Below are 17382 nucleotides of genomic sequence, written 5' to 3'. Positions count from 1 at the left end.
AAAAACGGTTGATGGCTTTTGTCGCGTTATGTTTTTTATTCATGATTCAGGGGTGTAAGCAGGATATGGACCTTAATCCACAGGACTACTTCAGCGGTCAGCAGCTTGAACTGGCGAAAGCGATTGAAGAAGGTGATGTCGACGCGGTGAAGACGCTTGCACCAGAAAGCGATCTTAATAAACCGGGAAAGCAGGATATGACCCTGCTTTTTTGGGCCATCGGCAACGCGATTAATGATAAAAAAACATCGCCCCATTTAAAGGTGATTACGTTGCTTGTTAAGGCCGGCGCAGATCCGCTCCAGCCTCGACCGCAGGGAAAAAGCAGCCCTGCCGAATTTGCCCTGAAGGGGGACAGCGCAGACTGGATCAACGCTATGCTGGACGGTGGCCTTTCGCCCAATGTGAAAGATAAGGTCTTCCACGAACCCATCATCTTCCAGTCGCTAAAAGCGAAAAATACAGAGACGCTGGAAGCCATGCTCGATAGCGGAGCTGACGTCAATGCAACCAATTCACTGGGTAAAACGCTGGTGTTTGATGCGCTGGATAACCAGGCTTACGATCATGTCTTGTTACTGCTCGATCGTGGAGCGGACCCGTCAGTTAAGGCTAAAAATGGCTGGTCAATGAGCAATGCGCTTGCGGACGCGCTGAGTGGACTTGATCGAGGCAGTGAGCAATACGAGAAGTTAAACGAAATAAAAGAGAAACTTATTCAGAAAGGGGGCGTGTGGCCACCTGCGCCGGTTAAGTGATTGCTCAACTTTCATGAAAGCCATAGATAAGGTTTTTTCCGGAGTTTCCATAAGCCTGCACTCTTTGGATTTATAAAAACGAAAGTTCGTACCTCCAGACAAATCAACCCAGCATTGCATCAATCCAAAACCACCTCGTCGAAATTAGCTTTACGTTCATAAACGTTCCCAGCATAAACCATTACGGAATAAAGATTATGCTCAACCGAATTACCGTCCAGCTCCCGGTGGAGGGGCTGCTGTTCTGGAAAGTCTCCGGCCGCGAGGCGATGTCCGAGTCGTTCGCGCTGACGCTGACCCTTCTCGGCACAGACGCGCGCATTGACCGCAGCAGGCTGCTGGGCCAGCCGGTCACGGTGACCATCCCCACGCAGAACCTGCTTACCCCCCGCTATATCAACGGCAAGGTGACGCGCGTGGCGGTGAGCGCCGTGGAGCTGACGGGCACCCGCTATGCGGTGTACCAGCTGACGGTGGAGCCGGACCTGTGGCCGATGAAGCGCGACCGTAACCTGCGGATCTTCCAGGGCCAGACGGTGCCGCAGATTGTGAAAACCCTGCTGGGTGAGCATCAGGTTAACGTTGAGGATAAACTCACCGGCAGCTACCGGGTGTGGGACTACTGCGTGCAGTATCAGGAGTCGAGCCTGGACTTCATCAGCCGCCTGATGGAGCTGGAGGGGATTGCGTATCACTTCCGCCATGAGGCGGACAAGCATACCCTGGTACTGACCGACGCCGCGACGCAGCATCAGCCGTTCAGCGGCTATGAGGTCATTCCTTACCACCAGACGCCGTCCGGTGGCAGCACTGACGAAGAGGGGATCAGTCAGTGGGCACTGGAGGACAGCGTGACGCCGGGGATTTACAGCCTCGACGACTACGACTTCCGCAAGCCGAACGCGTGGCTTTTTCAGGCGCAGCAGAACCCGGCGTCACCGAAACCGGGCAGCATCGACGTGTACGACTGGCCGGGCCGCTTTGTGGAGACAGGCCATGGAGAGTTCTACGCCCGAATCCGTCAGGAGCGCTGGCAGGTTGAGCATCAGCAGATTCAGGCGACGGCCACGGCGGCGGGCATTGCGCCGGGCCACACCTTCACCCTGACCAACGCGCCGTTCTTCAGCGATAACGGGGAGTATCTGGTGACGGCGGTGGGCTATCACTTCGAGGAGAACCGCTACGCGAGCGGCGAGGGGGAAACCATTCACCGCACCGATTTCACCGTTATCCCGGCGTCGGTGTCGTACCGTCCGGCGCAGAGCACGGCGTGGCCGCGCACCTACGGCCCGCAGACCGCCAAAGTAGTGGGGCCGCAGGGCGAGAGTATCTGGACGGACAAATATGGCCGCGTGAAGGTGAAGTTCCACTGGGACCGTCTGGCGAAGGGCGATGACACCAGCTCCTGCTGGGTGCGCGTGTCGAGCGCCTGGGCGGGCCAGGGCTACGGCGGGGTGCAGATCCCGCGCGTCGGCGATGAGGTGGTGGTGGACTTTATCAACGGCGACCCGGACCGTCCGATCATTACCGGGCGCGTGTACAACGACGCGAGCATGCCGCCGTGGGCGCTGCCGGCTGCGGCGACGCAGATGGGCTTTTATAGCCGCAGCAAAGATGGCCATAAAGACAATGCCAATATTCTCCGTTTTGAAGATAAAGCCGGGCACGAGCAGATCTGGATCCATGCAGAAAAAAATATGGATACGGATATTGAAAATTCTGAAACTCATGATGTCGGTGTCGATCGTAGAAAAACCATCGGACAGGATGAGAATATAACGATTAAGCGGAACCAGAAATCAGATGTAGGTAATAATGTAACGCATAATATTGGTAACAAGCACGTTATAAACGTTGGGAAAGATCAAACCGTCTTGACCATGGATAAAGAAGGTAACGCGCTGCTGGAATCTGTAACCACGATTAAACTCAAAGTTAAAGACAACTATATTCTGATCGCCCCAGATACCATTGAGATTCACGTAGGCCAAGGCAACCTCAAAGCAGAGGCTGTGGAACAAGCCATCTTCAAAGGTGAAGAGCTTACAAAACTGGGTGATGGGATCAATACCGAGCTCAAGGCAAATGATACGGTGAGTATAACGGGAACTAACCTTACCGATATTAAGGGCGCGATTGTAAAAGTTAACAGTTAATCTGCGTACAGAGAACGCTATTATGGGAAAACCAGCCGCCAGAGCGCGCATTGATTCCAGCGCACATACTGGCCCAATTCAAAGCGGAAGTCCCAACGTAATTATTGGCGGATTTCCGGCGGCACGAAAAGGCGACCCGCTTTCATGTTCTCAACATGGTCAGGGAAGTATTCTCAGCGGTTCAACAACGGTATTTGTGAACGGTTTACCTCTCGCCAGGGAAGGCGACAAGACGGGTTGCAATACTTCAGCGACCCCTGCGGTCGCAACCACTCAACCTGCACCTCCGCAATATTGGGGAGGAACGGCGGCGAAGGATGCGGGTAAAGATGGTGCTATACATGGTGATGTTTACGACGCCCGGGTGCTCGGCGCCTATGCAAGTCTCGAAGATAAATCCGGCTTTGGAAAACCCGATACGGCTTCAGCCGGATTCGCGCTTGCCGATATCACGGTCGGGAATACAAAAAGCCAGGATAAATATAAAGGCGAGGTTCGTACAAAAGTAGGGGTGGCGAATGCCAGCGGCACGTTAGTGACAGATAGGGCCGATTACGGGGCTATCAACCTCAATGCTAACGCTACCGCGATACAATATGGCGCCTCGGGTAGCATTGGAAAAGAAGGGGAGCAATACGGCGGGGTTGGTGGGGACGTGTATCTGGCAACCGCTGAAGCGAAGGCTGTCAGTGAAATGTACGACGGTAATAAAGGACGTTATGGTTTTAATGTGGAACTTGGCGCAGAAGCAGCGGCGGTCAAAGGAGAAGCGACGGCTAAAGCCGATTTTTATGGCGTAGTCGTTGCCGATGGCAAACTTTCAGGGAGTGCAGGGAGCGCTGGCGCTTCTGCTGGCGTGGGAACCTGGATTGATAGTACAGATTATTCATTTAACCTCAAGGTGTCAGGTGAGCTTGCAGCGGCGCTTGGTCTGGGAGGGGATGCCAGTATCAAATTGGCTCTCAAACCGATCCTTGACTGGATTTATGACGATGATGAAAGTAAGCCGTCCCCAGCGGTGGGCAGTGGCGATGGTGTGATTAAGACGGGCTGTGTTACAGTCCTGATAGGAGATTAAAATGTGTAAATGGGGAACGTTGTGATGCATTGGTTTTTCTTTATTCTCTTTATGATCTGGACGCTAGCGCTAATCTGGAATGGAAAAGATTTATTTAACAAAAAACAATGGCTCCTGGCTGGGTTGATGTTCGTTCTGGTGCTAGTGGCTACAGTCGTCATTGGCTTTACGTTGAAATGGCTTGCTCAGTCAATGTCATTATTTTCCGTCGCAACGGCCAAACATTATTCGATCATCTTATCCATGTCTTTCCTGTGCGTCTGGGGATTAAAGGTCACAGTAGTCCTGCTGTGCACGTTATTTTCCGGGATTATGGGGGGGCACAAAAGATACAACGCAGAAAATTATGAAAAATTATCGTCTATGACACGTGCCGTGGCGCCTGGCTTACTTATCTTTGCTAAAAGCTTAATTACCCTCGGAAGCTTCCTTATGTTTTCGGGTTTATGGCTTAAGTAAGCGCGACGAGTGAGGTTGCATTATGGTTACTGAAAAAAAATATCTTTTTCCTCTCGAGATGAAGGATCAGGAAAAAGAGATTCGGGAAAAATTCTGGAAATGTCTCTATACCTCCGGAGAAAAAGAGATGTTCCATTACTGGCTACTGTTACCACAGAATGTTAAGCCAGCAGAATTAAAACCGGTCACGTTTCAGGAGGTTGGACTGACGAATATTGGACGATACATCGCCGATGACACCGGCCCCTATATTGAAGTCTGGGCTGCGTATGAACACTGCCAGTGGGAGATGAATGCGTCAGACTGGCTTATCAATAAGCTCGACTTAATGGGCGAGAAAGTACTGAGCCAGAGGATAATTACGCATCCTTCAGGAAGTGGGAAATTTGCGGATATCCTGTCCATTAAAAAGATGCCATCGGGTGATGAGGTCGTTTCACGGTATACGGTGCAAAAGGATTATAATCCTGTAAATGGTGGAGGGAATTACTTCCTTTTGAAAACGGCTTGTGGTTCTAAGGATTACAACTCGATCGCCGATACTATTTTCCTGATTGCTATCAACTGGGATTTAATGCATCGCAGCAATATGATGCTTTCAGAACTGTTGAAAACAGTTAGCCTTAGCAACAAAAATGACAGTGGATTTAAAATTCCGGATTCATGGCAGGTGAGTACACTAGATGATAATCGTCTGGTAATTGAACACACGTTAGCTAATGTCAACCATGGAGTGATTAATTTCTGTCTTTTCCGTCAGACTGATTATACTTCTGCGCAGGCTATTTTCGAAGAAGCAACTGCGCGTTTTAACCGTTACGATAGTGCGGTCTCTCTTGCGACGTCGGACATTGCCAGCATTCCAAATGATATCAATCTCACGTTTACAGGCGATCTTTATAGCTGTACTGGAGAGGTTGTCAGCGCTGCTGAGAATATCAGGGCTTATTACGACATGCGTATCTTCAAAATTAATGATTTATGGTGTTACGTTGAGGTGGTTGGGCCCCATCGTAATCATCGGGATTATTATTACGAAACCAATAAACGATGTATGGAAATCATTCTTTCTACGTTTCGCATAGAAAAACGATGAGCTGTCAAAGTTAATTCATGGCCATCTAAATAGAACCACAGAAATGTGGTTTTATTTTTGTTGCACAGAAACATGACCATAAACGCGGGTGAATATAAGCAAAAAACTCGCGATCAGATTCGTTCAAGTGGTTATGTTATCGATACGCTTGAGGCTGCGATGTGGTCCGTATGGAATACGGATAATTTCCGTGATGCCATTCTGCTGGCCGCCAATCTTGCCGATGATGCTGACAGCGTTGCGGCGACGGTGGGACAAATAGCGGGGGCGTTGTATGGTTATTCCGCTATCCCGCAGGACTGGAAAGATAAACTCGTACAACACGAACGTATTGCCACAATGGCGGGTAAACTATTCGATAGAGCACCTGAGGATAATTTTTTATAGTTAGAATTATCAAGGGTAAGCGAGGGCATATGATGACTTGCGATCAAGTATGGAATTTTTAGTTAACTGAATCTACTGCAATGAATGAAATGACAATGTTTGGTTACGTTGATAGAGCATTAACTTTAGCACAGAAAAGATATGCAGACGTCAAGAATCGTGATCCCCAATCCCCGCTTTTGCAAATGTACGACTCTATTGTACAACAATTATTATTTCTACGGGATTTAATCGAAGGCAAGGAAAAGGATAGAGCGAAATTATGGGATATGACGTTCGGTATGTATGCAGGGAAGGAGTTTGATCATTCTGATGAGTTGTTTTTTGAAAGGTTGTCAGATGCCTGGTTTATTGTGGATCAAATCCGCCGAGGGTTAAAGGTTAGGCTGCCGCATGAGGTCGATACCAACTATAATAAAAAGAAACAAAACCTCATGAAGAAATTCCCTGATGAATTTTAGTATTTCATATGAATAATATTTTTTATTATGGGTGAAAGGTGATTGACTTACATGCTGATTTAAATGCCTTGTTAAAATATGTTGATAGATATCGTAAATACTTACCCATTAGCAGACCTTCAGTCCAGCGAAGGATGCAGTATACTTATGATAATAAGCCATTAGAATCATCCTCAAATAGTGATGTACAAAAACAATGGGATTTACCACTACCATGTAATATCTCACTAGCGCAATCACGGGATCGTGCGGTAGGTACGCTTATTGGTCTTGCTGTTGGAGATGCTGTAGGTACCACGCTCGAATTTTTACCGCGTGACAGAGCATACGTCAAAGATATGACAGGAGGTGGGCCATTTCAACTTCGTGCAGGCGAATGGACGGATGATACATCCATGGCATTATGTCTTGCGGAAACGCTTCTTGAGAAAGGCGATGCTGATACTATATGTTTCAGGAATAAGCTTCTGGAATGGTATCAGCATGGTTATAACAGTTCAAATGGCGTCTGTTTTGATATAGGTAATACAACGCGATTTGCTTTAGAGCAATATTTAACAATTGGCCCAGGATGGAGCGGCAATACTGCTCCAGAAACTGCGGGTAATGCTTCCATTATCAGACAAGCCCCTGTCTCTATTTTTTTTAGAAAGTCATTAAGCAAAGCGTTTTATGAAGCTAAAAAACAATGTATCGCAACACACGGTGCCGCGGAAGCAATCAATAGCACGCAGTATTTAAGTTATTTGCTTGTGCATATGATTAACGGTAGCAATAAAGATTTTGTTTTTTCTCCGCACGTTATGCCGCTTCAGCCACGCGTAATGATTATCAACGCGGGTGAATATAAGCAAAAAACTCGCGATCAGATTCGTTCAAGTGGTTATGTTATCGATACGCTTGAAGCCGCGATGTGGTCCGTATGGAATACGGATAATTTCCGTGATGCCATTCTGCTGGCAGCCAACCTTGCCGATGATGCTGACAGCGTTGCGGCGACGGCGGGACAAATAGCTGGAGCATTATATGGTTATTCCGGTATTCCGCAGGAGTGGAAAAACAATCTTGTACAACATGAACGTATCGCCAAAATGGCTGGTGAATTGTTCGATAGAGCCCCCGAAGACACTTTCTTATAACTTTTTATCTCAATGAAACTACAGGAAAAGTAGTTTTATTTTGTGGCAAGCGAAGTCAATCTTACAGCTACTCATTATCACATCAACGGCGTTTCCGCTTTGCATACTGAGATGAGTTAACTTCTGGCACTGAGATTCGTCCATAGTGGAATAAAGATTATGCTCAACCGAATTACCGTCCAGCTCCCGGTTGAGGGGCTGCTTTTCTGGAAACTCTCCGGCCGTGAGGCGATGTCCGAGTCGTTCGCGCTGACGCTGACCCTGCTTGGTACGGACGCGCGCATTGACCGCAGCAAGCTGCTGGGCCAGCCGGTCACGGTGACCATCCCCACGCAGAACCTGCTCACCCCCCGCTATATCAACGGCAAGGTGACGCGCGTGGCGGTGAGCGCCGTGGAGCTGACGGGCACCCGCTACGCGGTGTACCAGCTGACGGTGGAGCCGGACCTGTGGCCGATGAAGCGCGACCGTAACCTGCGTATCTTCCAGGGCCAGACGGTACCGCAGATTGTCAAAACTCTGCTGGGTGAGCATCAGGTTAACCTCGAAGACAAACTTACCGGCAGCTACCGGGTGTGGGACTACTGCGTGCAGTATCAGGAATCGAGCCTGGACTTTATCAGCCGCCTGATGGAGCTGGAGGGGATTGCGTACTACTTCAGCCACGAGGCCGACAAACACACTCTGGTACTGACCGACGCCGCCACCCAGCACCAGCCGTTCAGCGGCTATGAGGTCATTCCTTACCATCAGACGCCGTCCGGTGGCAGTACGGATGAAGAGGGCATCAGCCAGTGGGCGCTGGAGGACAGCGTCACGCCGGGAATTTACAGCCTCGACGACTATGACTTCCGCAAGCCGAACGCGTGGCTGTTCCAGGCGCAGCAGAACCCGGCGTCCCCGAAGCCGGGCAGCATCGACGTGTACGACTGGCCGGGCCGCTTTGTGGAGACAGGGCATGCGGAGTTCTACGCCCGCATCCGTCAGGAGCGCTGGCAGGTGGAGCATCAGCAGATTCAGGCGACGGCCACGGCGGCGGGCATTGCGCCGGGCCACATCTTTACCCTGACCAACGCGCCGTTCTTCAGTGACAACGGCGAGTATCTGGTGACGGCGGCGGGTTACCACTTCGAGGAGAACCGCTACGCGAGCGGTGAGGGGGAAACCATTCACCGCACCGATTTCACCGTTATCCCGGCGTCGGTGTCCTACCGTCCGGCGCAGAGCACGGCGTGGCCGCGCACCTACGGCCCGCAGACGGCGAAAGTGGTCGGGCCGCAGGGCGAGAGTATCTGGACGGACAAATACGGCCGGGTGAAGGTGAAGTTCCACTGGGACCGTCTGGCGAAAGGCGATGACACCAGCTCCTGCTGGGTGCGCGTGTCGAGCGCCTGGGCGGGCCAGGGCTACGGCGGGGTGCAGATCCCGCGCGTCGGCGATGAGGTGGTGGTGGACTTTATCAACGGCGACCCGGACCGTCCGATTATCACTGGTCGTGTCTATAACGAAGCAAGCATGCCGCCGTGGGCGCTGCCGGCTGCCGCGACGCAGATGGGCTTTATGAGCCGCACGAAAGACGGTTCAGTCGACAACGCCAACGCCCTGCGCTTTGAGGACAAGGCGGGCGCAGAGCAGGTGTGGATCCAGGCCGAGCGTAATATGGACACCAGCGTCAAGAATGATGAAACGCACACCGTTGGCGGCGCACGCAGCCATTACGTGAAGAAAAATGAGCTGCATCGCGTGGAGGCTAATCAGATCCAGGCCGTGAAAGGCGGAACCGAGATCCTGACGGGTAAAGGCAAGCTGGATGCGGCGGTAGAGCAGTATGTTATTGCTTCCGGGACGAAGCTGCGGCTGGTCTCCGGTGAAAGCGCCATTGAACTGAATGCTAACGGCAAGATTAACCTGATCGGCAAAGAGTTTAATTTCTTTGTGGAAGGGGATGGTTATATCACCACGGGCGGTAAGCTGCACCTGAATACCTCTGGCACAAAACCGGGCACCACGGCACCGGGGTCAGGGCATAAAGGGGATATTGATGCGGCGGTGCAGGAGAAATTTGCGCCGGGAAAGGAGAGTAAGGCTGGTGTGGCTGCCAGCGCACCTGCCGAAACCTCTAAAAACGCTACGCCTCAAGCATCCAATGTTCCTTCAAGCGGATATGGAAAGGATGTAGATAGTCTTGTCGATAAATCACCTACTATGAAAAATGACATAGCTACGTTAAAGAAACGAGGCTGGACATTTGAAGAAGGTGAAGCAGGCAAGGGGACGTTTGCCAATCGTCAAAAGCGCGTTATTACCGTTGATAAAAATGAGCTCGGTAACCCGAATGCAGTCGTTCAGTCTCTGTCACATGAAAGTGGTCACGCTTTATATGAACCCAACATTGATTTTTCTTCGCGCGACGCCTATCTCAACAGCACACTCAGTGATGAAGGCGCTGCAACGTTGAACAATATCCGGGTCCAACGCGAAATCATAGCCAACAAGGGTGGGGATATCGGTATTGCAGGCAATCCAGCAAATCAGACACAATATAATCGTATCTATGATTCTCTCGAACGTGGGGCTATAAAGGAAAGTGAAGCGCGTACGCAGATAGGCCGTATCTTTGGCAAAGGCGAACAAACGTCTACCACAGGGCAATATTACGAAGATTATTATGGCGGTTGGTATGATAAAAATTATCCATAGTCTAAAAACGGGTGCGGTGCTTGCGGCTTTATTAACGACGGGAATGGCAGGAGGTAACATGCAAAAACAGGATCTTTGGCAGTTCATTACAGAAATGAGCGCATCACTCAAAACGTTGTCCGTTAACAGTCTGGATAACGCTCCGTTGTCATTCAAGCTAACGAAACAGAATGAATATATCAATTTCTACAATGCCGACGATATCAAACTGGCGGATGGAACGAACATTACTGCAATTGATTTACGTTTAAGTAAAGAAAGTGAAGGTATGGCACCGTTACTGAATTTTTCACCGTCCGGCCAGTGCATCACTCTCGACACGGTTAAAAAACATTATCCGCAACTGACGTTAACTGATTATCCGCGAGGCCGTTCGGAGAACGAAGTGACCAGTTATACAGCGCCAAAGGATATGAATGGACAAAAAATAAGCTTCAGTTTCACGGTAAAAAAACCTGACTGTTTGGGTGGGATCGCTATTAGCGCTGACTAAAAATGCTTATTTCATTACTCACCGCTTTTTAAAGTGGTGAGTAGCATAATATTTATCCAGCAAATGACGATTAACGTGAAAAAAAGCCTTTCTGTCTCTCTTTTTTTTACCCTCATGTCTACCTTTCTGAGTAGTTATGAAGTAGTAGCTCAGACTATGCCGCCCAGTCTGGCTAAAGAGGATTTTTCTCTGCAGATAAAAGACCAGATTTTGGCACTGGGCGATAGATGGACTCCTGAGGTTGCGCGTAAAATTGCACTTTCTGTGGAAGGTAGTTTTGTCGGTGAGGTTCCTTTTGACGGAACGAACTATAAATTCTACCAGCATCAGAAGACTGGGTTAAAAATATTCAGTTCCAATCTCTGGTGGGATAAAACCGAGCGAAGTGTTGACGATTATATTGTGGCGCAGATTACGCTAACTACTACGGATAGCAAAACAGCTCGCGGGATCCATATTGGTTCAACATTAAATGAACTTAATAAAACATATGGTGGTGGCCAGGTCGAAAATGATTCCGGGGAGCAGTGGGTTTCCTATGAATTGGGTAAGAAATTACTCTCTTTTGAGGTTAAAGACAGTAAGGTTGTAAAAATAACAATGAATTACGATAATGATTCTTTAGAGTGATTTATGACCAAGAAATTTCTGGCAGTCGTATTGTTCACTGCTTTATGGGCAGGCGTAGGTAAAACGTCAACTGCGCTTGAATTATCGCAATACAATAACCTCAATACGGTAAATCGCATCATTAACGTTAGCGAAGTGACAGACAATCTCAGGAAGACGCTGGGAAATCATTACCAGACCTTTATTGATAACTTTGATGTCTTCGGTGAACCGCATACCACCACAGGTGGAGGATTGTTTGTCGAAGGCTGGCTAAAGGATCTCTGCCAGGAGAATGCGTCAGCGCTGGTCATCGATCCTGACGGCAAAATATTTGCGGCCTGGGTGGTTCCGGAGTCGGACGTTATTCATTACCAGTCTTCTGATAATAGCCCGGTTATTCATGCCGATATTAAGCAATGGGCTGCCAGATTCAATGCGATGCATTTTGCAACGAACATCCAGGCAGGCCTCGCGTTTGACGGGGACTGGGCTGGCGAATTCGAGAACGACTCGACGTTAACACTGCGGTTAGCTGAATCAGGCAACCGGATCACCGGCTCTTATTGCTATATCTCCCAGAGAGGAAACCGCATAGATTGCCCTGAAGATGATGAGCAAAATCTTAGCGGTACGATCGCTGGCAATCGTGCCAACGTTGAGTTCAACTCATCATTTGGCGGCCCAGGCGGACGGGCTGTTCTGGAAATAAAGGGGAGTGAGATGGAATGGCGTTTAGTTACTCCTCCTCAAAAAGGAAATTATTATGCTCCGCAGCGTTATACGTTACGTAAAGCCGCTTCGGTTCAAAACGCTGAAACCAGAAAACTGGACACCAAAAGGTTCGCTATTTCTCTTATAAATAAGTGCGGTCATTTTGATAGCGAATGTGACCAGATGGCCTATCTCGGCGTGCGCAAAAGCGATAACAGTACGATCTCCTTAAGGGGAAAAACGTTGCACGACTCCGCAGGTAAAATAATCGGCTCAACGTACAAGAATGGCGAGACCGTTTACACCGTAACGTATGCACTTGTGAAATTGGTTGTCAGCAAAGGCAGTCATGTTTTAGTCGAACAGTCAGGCCAGTGGCTTAAATAAAACAGCCCGCCAAAAGGCCAGCACGGATTGGCCTCTTTTGTTTCTCACAATATTAATCATCCCGAGTTCACCGATGAAATACACCCTCCAGGAAGGTTCCTTTACCCTTTTTCCTGCCGCCTGGCAGGACAACAGCATGAACATTATTCGCGATGACGAAAGCGGGCTGTCCGTGGTGGTCAGCCGCGGCGTTATCCCGCATGGCAGCGACTACGAACAAGAGTTTCACCGCCAGTGGGACGTGCTGCGTCATCAGATGGGTGAGATCGCCCAGAGCGAATTTCAGCACGTAAAAGCCGGGCCTGCCGGCAACATTGATGGGGTAGAAGTTGAGACCACCTTTGACCGTAACGGCCAGCGCCTGTGGCAAAAACAGCTGGCCGTGCAGACGCCAGGCAAACCGGTACTGATGATTTTTACCCTCTCGGCCTTAAAAGCCTTTACGGAAGAGGACGAGGCGCGCTGGAGCGCACTGAAGCAGAGTCTGACGCTAAACGACAACCGGAATGTGTAAGGCATGAGCGATAACAACGCGGCCCGTAAGGGCGACGAGATTATTCACTCCAGCATTTTTGCTGATATTACCAGCATTGTGGCGGAAGGCGCTGCCTATGCGGTGATTGGCGCGGCGGTGGGCGCGGCAGCGACCGTCGCGGCCCCACTGCTGGGAGCCGGGGCCGCAGCAGCAGGCGTGGCGGCGATTGGATCCAGCTGTCTGTTGAGCGGCATTATCGGCGGGGTTCTGGCGAACGTCGCCGGGATCACCGACGATATCAGCAACGCCGCTGAAGGGCTGGGTAACGCGCTTTTCCCGCCGTCGCCCGCGGGCAAAATCACCACCGGTTCGAGCAATGTTCTGACAAATAAACTTCCCGCTGCGCGCGCCGCCGGGACGTTAACGCCTGCCGATACCCCGTCCCCTGAGCCGCAGTCGCCGGGCAGCTTTGCCGACTACGCGGGCATGCTGCTCTCCGCTGCCGGACAGTTCGGCAGCGAGATGTGGCAGCCGAGCGTCGCCTCTGCCGCCGCAGGGACCTCGCCACTGGAAGAAGACAAGGTGGCGTGTGATAAGCACTCCGGGCCGCAGTATCTGGCGGAAGGCTCGAAAAGCGTCTTCATCAACGGACAGCCTGCGGTGCGCGCAAAAGATCGCACCACCTGCGAGGGCACCGTTTCCGACGACGTATCCCCGAACGTGATCATTGGCGGCGACACGCTCACGGTCCGCGACATCAAAAGCGGCAAAACGCCGGGTCTGGCGCTGGGGATGATTGCGCTCTCCCTGCTGCGCGGGCGTCCGGGCAAGATCCTGAAAAACATGCCCTGTGCGCTGGCTGCTGCCGGTGGCGGGATGCTGGCTGATATGGCCGTCAACGCCGTATTCGGCTCTTCGCACCCGGTTCACGCCGCTACCGGCGTGAAGGTGCTGAATGACGACGACGAACTCGATTTCTCGCTGCCGGGGCGCTTTCCACTGCGCTGGCAGCGCAGCTACAACAGCCTGACCACCCGCGAAGGGCTGTTTGGTCTGGGCTGGGCTACCACCTTTGACAGCTATCTGACGCTGGAAGAAAACAACGCCACCTGGTTCGATGAAACCGGGCGCGAGCTGAGCTTCGAGCTGCCGCCGGTCGACCGCGTGTTTTACAGCATCAGCGAAGGCATTATCATCCGCCGCAATGAGAGCGGCGACGTGGCGATAGCCGACGATGACGGCGCGGTGTGGCGTCTGTATAAACCGACCCGCGCTAACCCCTCCATCCTGCGCCTGGCCTCCCTCAGCGACGAATACGGCAACGCGCTGCTGACTGAATGGGATGAGCACGGGCGGCTGGTCGGTCTGCACGATGAGCCGCGAGCGATCGATGTCACCCTGCGCTATGACGATGAACGTTTCCCGCAGCGCGTTACCGCTGCCAGCCATTTTGACGGCAACCAGACATGGCCGCTGATGCAGTGGGGGTACGACGCGCGCGGCCAGCTGGCCAGCGCAACGGATGCCTCCGGCGTGGTTACCCGTGAATACCGTTATAACGATGATGGCCTGATGGTCTGGCACCGTCTGCCGGGCGGGCTGGAGAGCGAATACCGCTGGCAAAAATTCGACCACTGGCGCGTGGTGGAAAACCGCACCAGCACCGGCGACGGCTGTCGCTTTAGCTACGATTTAGCCGCCGGGCTGACGACCGTCGATCACTACGACGGTCAGACGCGAAAGCATTACTGGAACGCGCAAAACCTGATTGTTCGCTACGTTGACGAGCGCGGTGAGAACTGGCGCTACGAGTGGGATGACAACGAACTCCTCACGCGTCGCATCGATCCGCTGGGTAATGCCGTTACCTTCGTCTATGACGAGATGGGCAACCGGGTGCAGGAGATCGACGCCGACGGCAATACCCGCACCACCACCTGGCTGGAGCACCGTGCGCTTCCGGCGTCCATCATCGAAGCCGACGGTAGCGCCACCCGGTTCCTGTATGACGAACATCACGGACTGAAACGCGTGGTGGATCCGATGGGGCAGACCACGCTGCTGCGTCGGGACGAGTTTGGTCAGGTTGTGGAAGAAGTCGATGCCGCCGGGAACAGCCGTTACCAGGAGTACAACGAGGCCGGGCAGATCGTCCGCGCGACGGACTGTTCGGGCCGAGTGACACAATACCGTTATCATCCGCTGGGCTGGCTGGTGGCTGAGATAAGCGCCGACGGCGAAGAGACGCGTTACCGCTACGACGCCGCGGGGCGTCCGGTGCAGCTCGACCGACCAGAAGGCTGGACCGAGTCGCTCAAATGGAACGAACGTGGCCTGCCGGTGAAGCATGCGGGCGCCGACGGGAAAGAGAGCGAGTTCAGATACGACGAGGCAGGGCGCTTAACCGCCACCCGTAATACGCAGGGTGAAGAGGTGCGCCGCCGCTGGGACAGCCGCGGGCGTCTGATTGCCCTGGAAAACGAAAACGGCGAAGCGTATCAGTTCCGCTGGGGCGCAGACTCGCTGCTGCTGGAAGAGGTGGGGCTGGATGGCGTGGCCTCGCAGTATCGCTACGATGCCTGCGGGCGTACGATAGCGCGCACCTTTGCCGCCGGACATCCGGAGGCCATTACCCATGCCTTCGCCTGGAGCGCGAGCGGCCAGCTGGTCGCCCGCACCACGCCGGAGGGGCAGACCCGCTACCACTACACCCCGTCCGGCCTTCTGAGCCGGATTGGGCTGCATCCCGCGCTTTCAGCCGATGCCTGGAGCGCCGAGGCCGAGCAGGAGCTTGTGTTTGAGTATGACGCGCTCGGGCGCGTCACGCGCGAAACGGGCGAACACGGGGAGCTGGCGTGGGAGTATGACGCGCTGGGTAACCGCACCTCCGTCACGCTGCCCGATGGCCGGGAGCTGAAACAGTTCTACTACGGCAGCGGGCATCTGCTCAGCATCGCGCTTGATAAGCTTTCGGTCTCCGACTTTACCCGCGACGAACTTCACCGTGAAACCAGCCGTACGCAGGGGCTGCTAACCACACGCAGCGAATATGACCGCCTTGGCCGACTGCATCGCCGGGACGTCTTTACCGGCAATGCCCAGCGCCCGTCGCCGCGCCGCTGGTCCCGCCGCTGGGATTACGACTATCGCAATAACCTGGTCCGCGAAGAGCGTGACGATAACCCGTTCAGCTGGTACCGCTGGCAGTATGACAGCGCCGGACGTCTGCTGGTTCAGGACGGCACGCTGCCCGGCCAGGAGCAGTGGCGCTGGGATGCAGCCGGTAACCCGCTCGAAGGCTCTGCTGAGAAGGTCACGCACAACCGCCTGACGCAGCTGAATGGCATTCGCTGGCGCTATGACATCCATGGTCGCACCGTGGAGAAGGATAACGGCCAGACCCGCTGGCACTACCGCTACGACGGCGAGCACCGCCTGACGGAGGTCATCAGCCAGCCGCGGGACCGCAACAGGCCGCAGACGCAGGTCAGCTTCCGCTATGACCCACTCGGACGACGCATCAGCAAAACGCGTCGCCAGATGGTGGGCGGACAGCCAACCGGTAACCCAGTCACCACCCGGTTTGTCTGGGAAGGGTTCCGGCTGTTGCAGGAGGTGCACGGGGATGTGCCGCTGACCTACGTCTATAGCGATCAGGACAGCTACGATCCGCTGGCACGTATTGACGGCGTTGATGCCCCGGAGATCTTCTGGTTCCACTGCCAGCCCAACGGCACGCCGGAGCGGATGACGGATATCGAAGGGCAGGTACGCTGGGAAGGGGTGAGCAGCGCCTGGGGCAAGCTGCTGCGGGAAAGCGAGACGCAGGTATCAGGATATTCTCAGAACCTGCGTATGCAGGGGCAATACCTGGATCGTGAGACAGGGCTGCACTACAATCTGTTCCGGTATTATGACCCGGACTGCGGAAGGTTTACGCAGCAGGACCCGATAGGGCTGGCGGGAGGGATAAACCTTTACCAGTATGCGCCGAACGCGCTGGGGTGGGTGGATCCGTGGGGGTTGACTCCTGACGATCTCATTCGTTACCGGCCACATGATTCTCTTTCTGCTCAAGGTGGAGCTAGAAGCTCTGGTATTTCTAGGGCATGGGTGCAAGAAAAAGCCTTATTGCAGGATGGTGGGGCTGGCACAAGAAATTGGACAGCGCAAGAGAGGGATTTAATTTTGAAGACTCCCAACAAGAGCCTAACCTCTGTGATGTCCCGGGCAGGCTATACCGGGCATCATATCAATTCGGTAGAAGGCAATGGTACACTTGGTTCCAAATGGCAAGGTGATCCGAGGAACATTGTATTCTTGAAAAATCATAACCATCCCGACAAGTTCAATGAGCATGTCCATGGTGATCAAGGACATAGAGGGAATACTAAGAACTCGACGCGTGGGCGCTTAATCGATAGAGAAAGAACACTAAAATCTAGACAACGATGTAAGCAATTATAGGTG

At 52.7% G+C, this 17382-nt stretch carries 13 protein-coding genes and 1 pseudogene; all 14 read left to right on the top strand.

The window, feature by feature from the left end; all coding sequences use genetic code 11:
• Positions 1–11 precede the first annotated feature (11 nt).
• The 14 genes and pseudogenes from ACQG1Y_RS13375 to ACQG1Y_RS13310 all read left to right on the top strand — a co-directional run bounded on the left by ACQG1Y_RS13375 (position 12) and on the right by ACQG1Y_RS13310 (position 17379).
• Complete coding sequence (locus tag ACQG1Y_RS13375; RefSeq protein WP_032103586.1) at positions 12–758, top strand: ankyrin repeat domain-containing protein; 747 nt, start codon at positions 12–14, stop codon at positions 756–758.
• A gap of 197 nt (positions 759–955) precedes the next feature.
• Complete coding sequence (locus tag ACQG1Y_RS13370; RefSeq protein WP_063134687.1) at positions 956–2914, top strand: type VI secretion system Vgr family protein; 1959 nt, start codon at positions 956–958, stop codon at positions 2912–2914.
• A gap of 22 nt (positions 2915–2936) precedes the next feature.
• On the top strand, positions 2937–3992 hold the full coding sequence (locus tag ACQG1Y_RS13365) for a PAAR domain-containing protein (protein ID WP_063134686.1): 1056 nt from the start codon (positions 2937–2939) through the stop codon (positions 3990–3992).
• Between the two features lie 24 nt (positions 3993–4016).
• Entirely contained in the window at positions 4017–4451 is a 435-nt protein-coding gene (locus ACQG1Y_RS13360; RefSeq protein WP_022651399.1) for a hypothetical protein, read from the top strand.
• Positions 4452–4473: 22 nt separating this feature from the next.
• On the top strand, positions 4474–5547 hold the full coding sequence (locus tag ACQG1Y_RS13355) for a hypothetical protein (RefSeq protein WP_063134685.1): 1074 nt from the start codon (positions 4474–4476) through the stop codon (positions 5545–5547).
• A 63-nt stretch (positions 5548–5610) separates the two neighbouring features.
• Positions 5611–5934 (top strand): annotated as a pseudogene (locus ACQG1Y_RS13350) (ADP-ribosylglycohydrolase family protein); the annotation flags it as partial.
• An 80-nt stretch (positions 5935–6014) separates the two neighbouring features.
• Positions 6015–6395: an immunity protein Tsi6 family protein gene (locus ACQG1Y_RS13345; protein ID WP_022651396.1), complete on the top strand. Its 381-nt coding sequence runs from the start codon at positions 6015–6017 to the stop codon at positions 6393–6395.
• Positions 6396–6433: 38 nt separating this feature from the next.
• Positions 6434–7534 (top strand): ADP-ribosylarginine hydrolase Tri1, encoded by a 1101-nt coding sequence (gene tri1, locus ACQG1Y_RS13340; RefSeq protein ID WP_063134683.1) that lies wholly within the window; start codon positions 6434–6436, stop codon positions 7532–7534.
• A 159-nt stretch (positions 7535–7693) separates the two neighbouring features.
• A complete protein-coding gene (locus tag ACQG1Y_RS13335) occupies positions 7694–10234 on the top strand; it encodes a type VI secretion system Vgr family protein (protein ID WP_063134682.1) in 2541 nt (846 codons plus the stop codon).
• Complete coding sequence (locus ACQG1Y_RS13330) at positions 10215–10727, top strand: hypothetical protein (RefSeq protein WP_063134681.1); 513 nt, start codon at positions 10215–10217, stop codon at positions 10725–10727. Before ACQG1Y_RS13335 ends, ACQG1Y_RS13330 begins: the two co-directional genes overlap by 20 nt.
• 75 nt (positions 10728–10802) lie before the next feature.
• On the top strand, positions 10803–11357 hold the full coding sequence (locus ACQG1Y_RS13325) for a hypothetical protein (protein WP_074133762.1): 555 nt from the start codon (positions 10803–10805) through the stop codon (positions 11355–11357).
• 3 nt (positions 11358–11360) lie between these two features.
• Positions 11361–12437: a hypothetical protein gene (locus tag ACQG1Y_RS13320; protein ID WP_063134679.1), complete on the top strand. Its 1077-nt coding sequence runs from the start codon at positions 11361–11363 to the stop codon at positions 12435–12437.
• A gap of 73 nt (positions 12438–12510) precedes the next feature.
• Positions 12511–12951, top strand: a complete 441-nt coding sequence (locus tag ACQG1Y_RS13315) for a DcrB-related protein (RefSeq protein WP_368740614.1) — start codon at positions 12511–12513, stop codon at positions 12949–12951.
• A 3-nt stretch (positions 12952–12954) separates the two neighbouring features.
• The gene (locus tag ACQG1Y_RS13310) at positions 12955–17379 is read left to right on the top strand and encodes an RHS repeat-associated core domain-containing protein (protein ID WP_414234785.1); all 4425 of its coding nucleotides are present in this window, start codon (positions 12955–12957) and stop codon (positions 17377–17379) included.
• Positions 17380–17382: the final 3 nt, after the last annotated feature.

This window comes from Enterobacter cloacae complex sp. 397G4, assembly GCF_050031515.1.
In the GTDB taxonomy this organism is placed as follows: domain Bacteria; phylum Pseudomonadota; class Gammaproteobacteria; order Enterobacterales; family Enterobacteriaceae; genus Enterobacter; species Enterobacter hormaechei_C.
This window is presented reverse-complemented; position numbering and strand designations above follow the sequence as displayed.

Excerpts from the sequence above, each read along its gene's own strand:
- ACQG1Y_RS13375 (WP_032103586.1), top strand. The coding sequence starts at position 12 with ATGGCTTTTGTCGCGTTATGTTTTTTATTCATGATTCAGGGGTGTAAG.
- ACQG1Y_RS13370 (WP_063134687.1), top strand. The coding sequence starts at position 956 with ATGCTCAACCGAATTACCGTCCAGCTCCCGGTGGAGGGGCTGCTGTTC.
- ACQG1Y_RS13365 (WP_063134686.1), top strand. The coding sequence starts at position 2,937 with ATGGGAAAACCAGCCGCCAGAGCGCGCATTGATTCCAGCGCACATACT.
- ACQG1Y_RS13360 (WP_022651399.1), top strand. The coding sequence starts at position 4,017 with ATGCATTGGTTTTTCTTTATTCTCTTTATGATCTGGACGCTAGCGCTA.
- ACQG1Y_RS13355 (WP_063134685.1), top strand. The coding sequence starts at position 4,474 with ATGGTTACTGAAAAAAAATATCTTTTTCCTCTCGAGATGAAGGATCAG.
- ACQG1Y_RS13345 (WP_022651396.1), top strand. The coding sequence starts at position 6,015 with ATGAATGAAATGACAATGTTTGGTTACGTTGATAGAGCATTAACTTTA.
- ACQG1Y_RS13335 (WP_063134682.1), top strand. The coding sequence starts at position 7,694 with ATGCTCAACCGAATTACCGTCCAGCTCCCGGTTGAGGGGCTGCTTTTC.
- ACQG1Y_RS13330 (WP_063134681.1), top strand. The coding sequence starts at position 10,215 with ATGATAAAAATTATCCATAGTCTAAAAACGGGTGCGGTGCTTGCGGCT.
- ACQG1Y_RS13320 (WP_063134679.1), top strand. The coding sequence starts at position 11,361 with ATGACCAAGAAATTTCTGGCAGTCGTATTGTTCACTGCTTTATGGGCA.
- ACQG1Y_RS13315 (WP_368740614.1), top strand. The coding sequence starts at position 12,511 with ATGAAATACACCCTCCAGGAAGGTTCCTTTACCCTTTTTCCTGCCGCC.
- ACQG1Y_RS13310 (WP_414234785.1), top strand. The coding sequence starts at position 12,955 with ATGAGCGATAACAACGCGGCCCGTAAGGGCGACGAGATTATTCACTCC.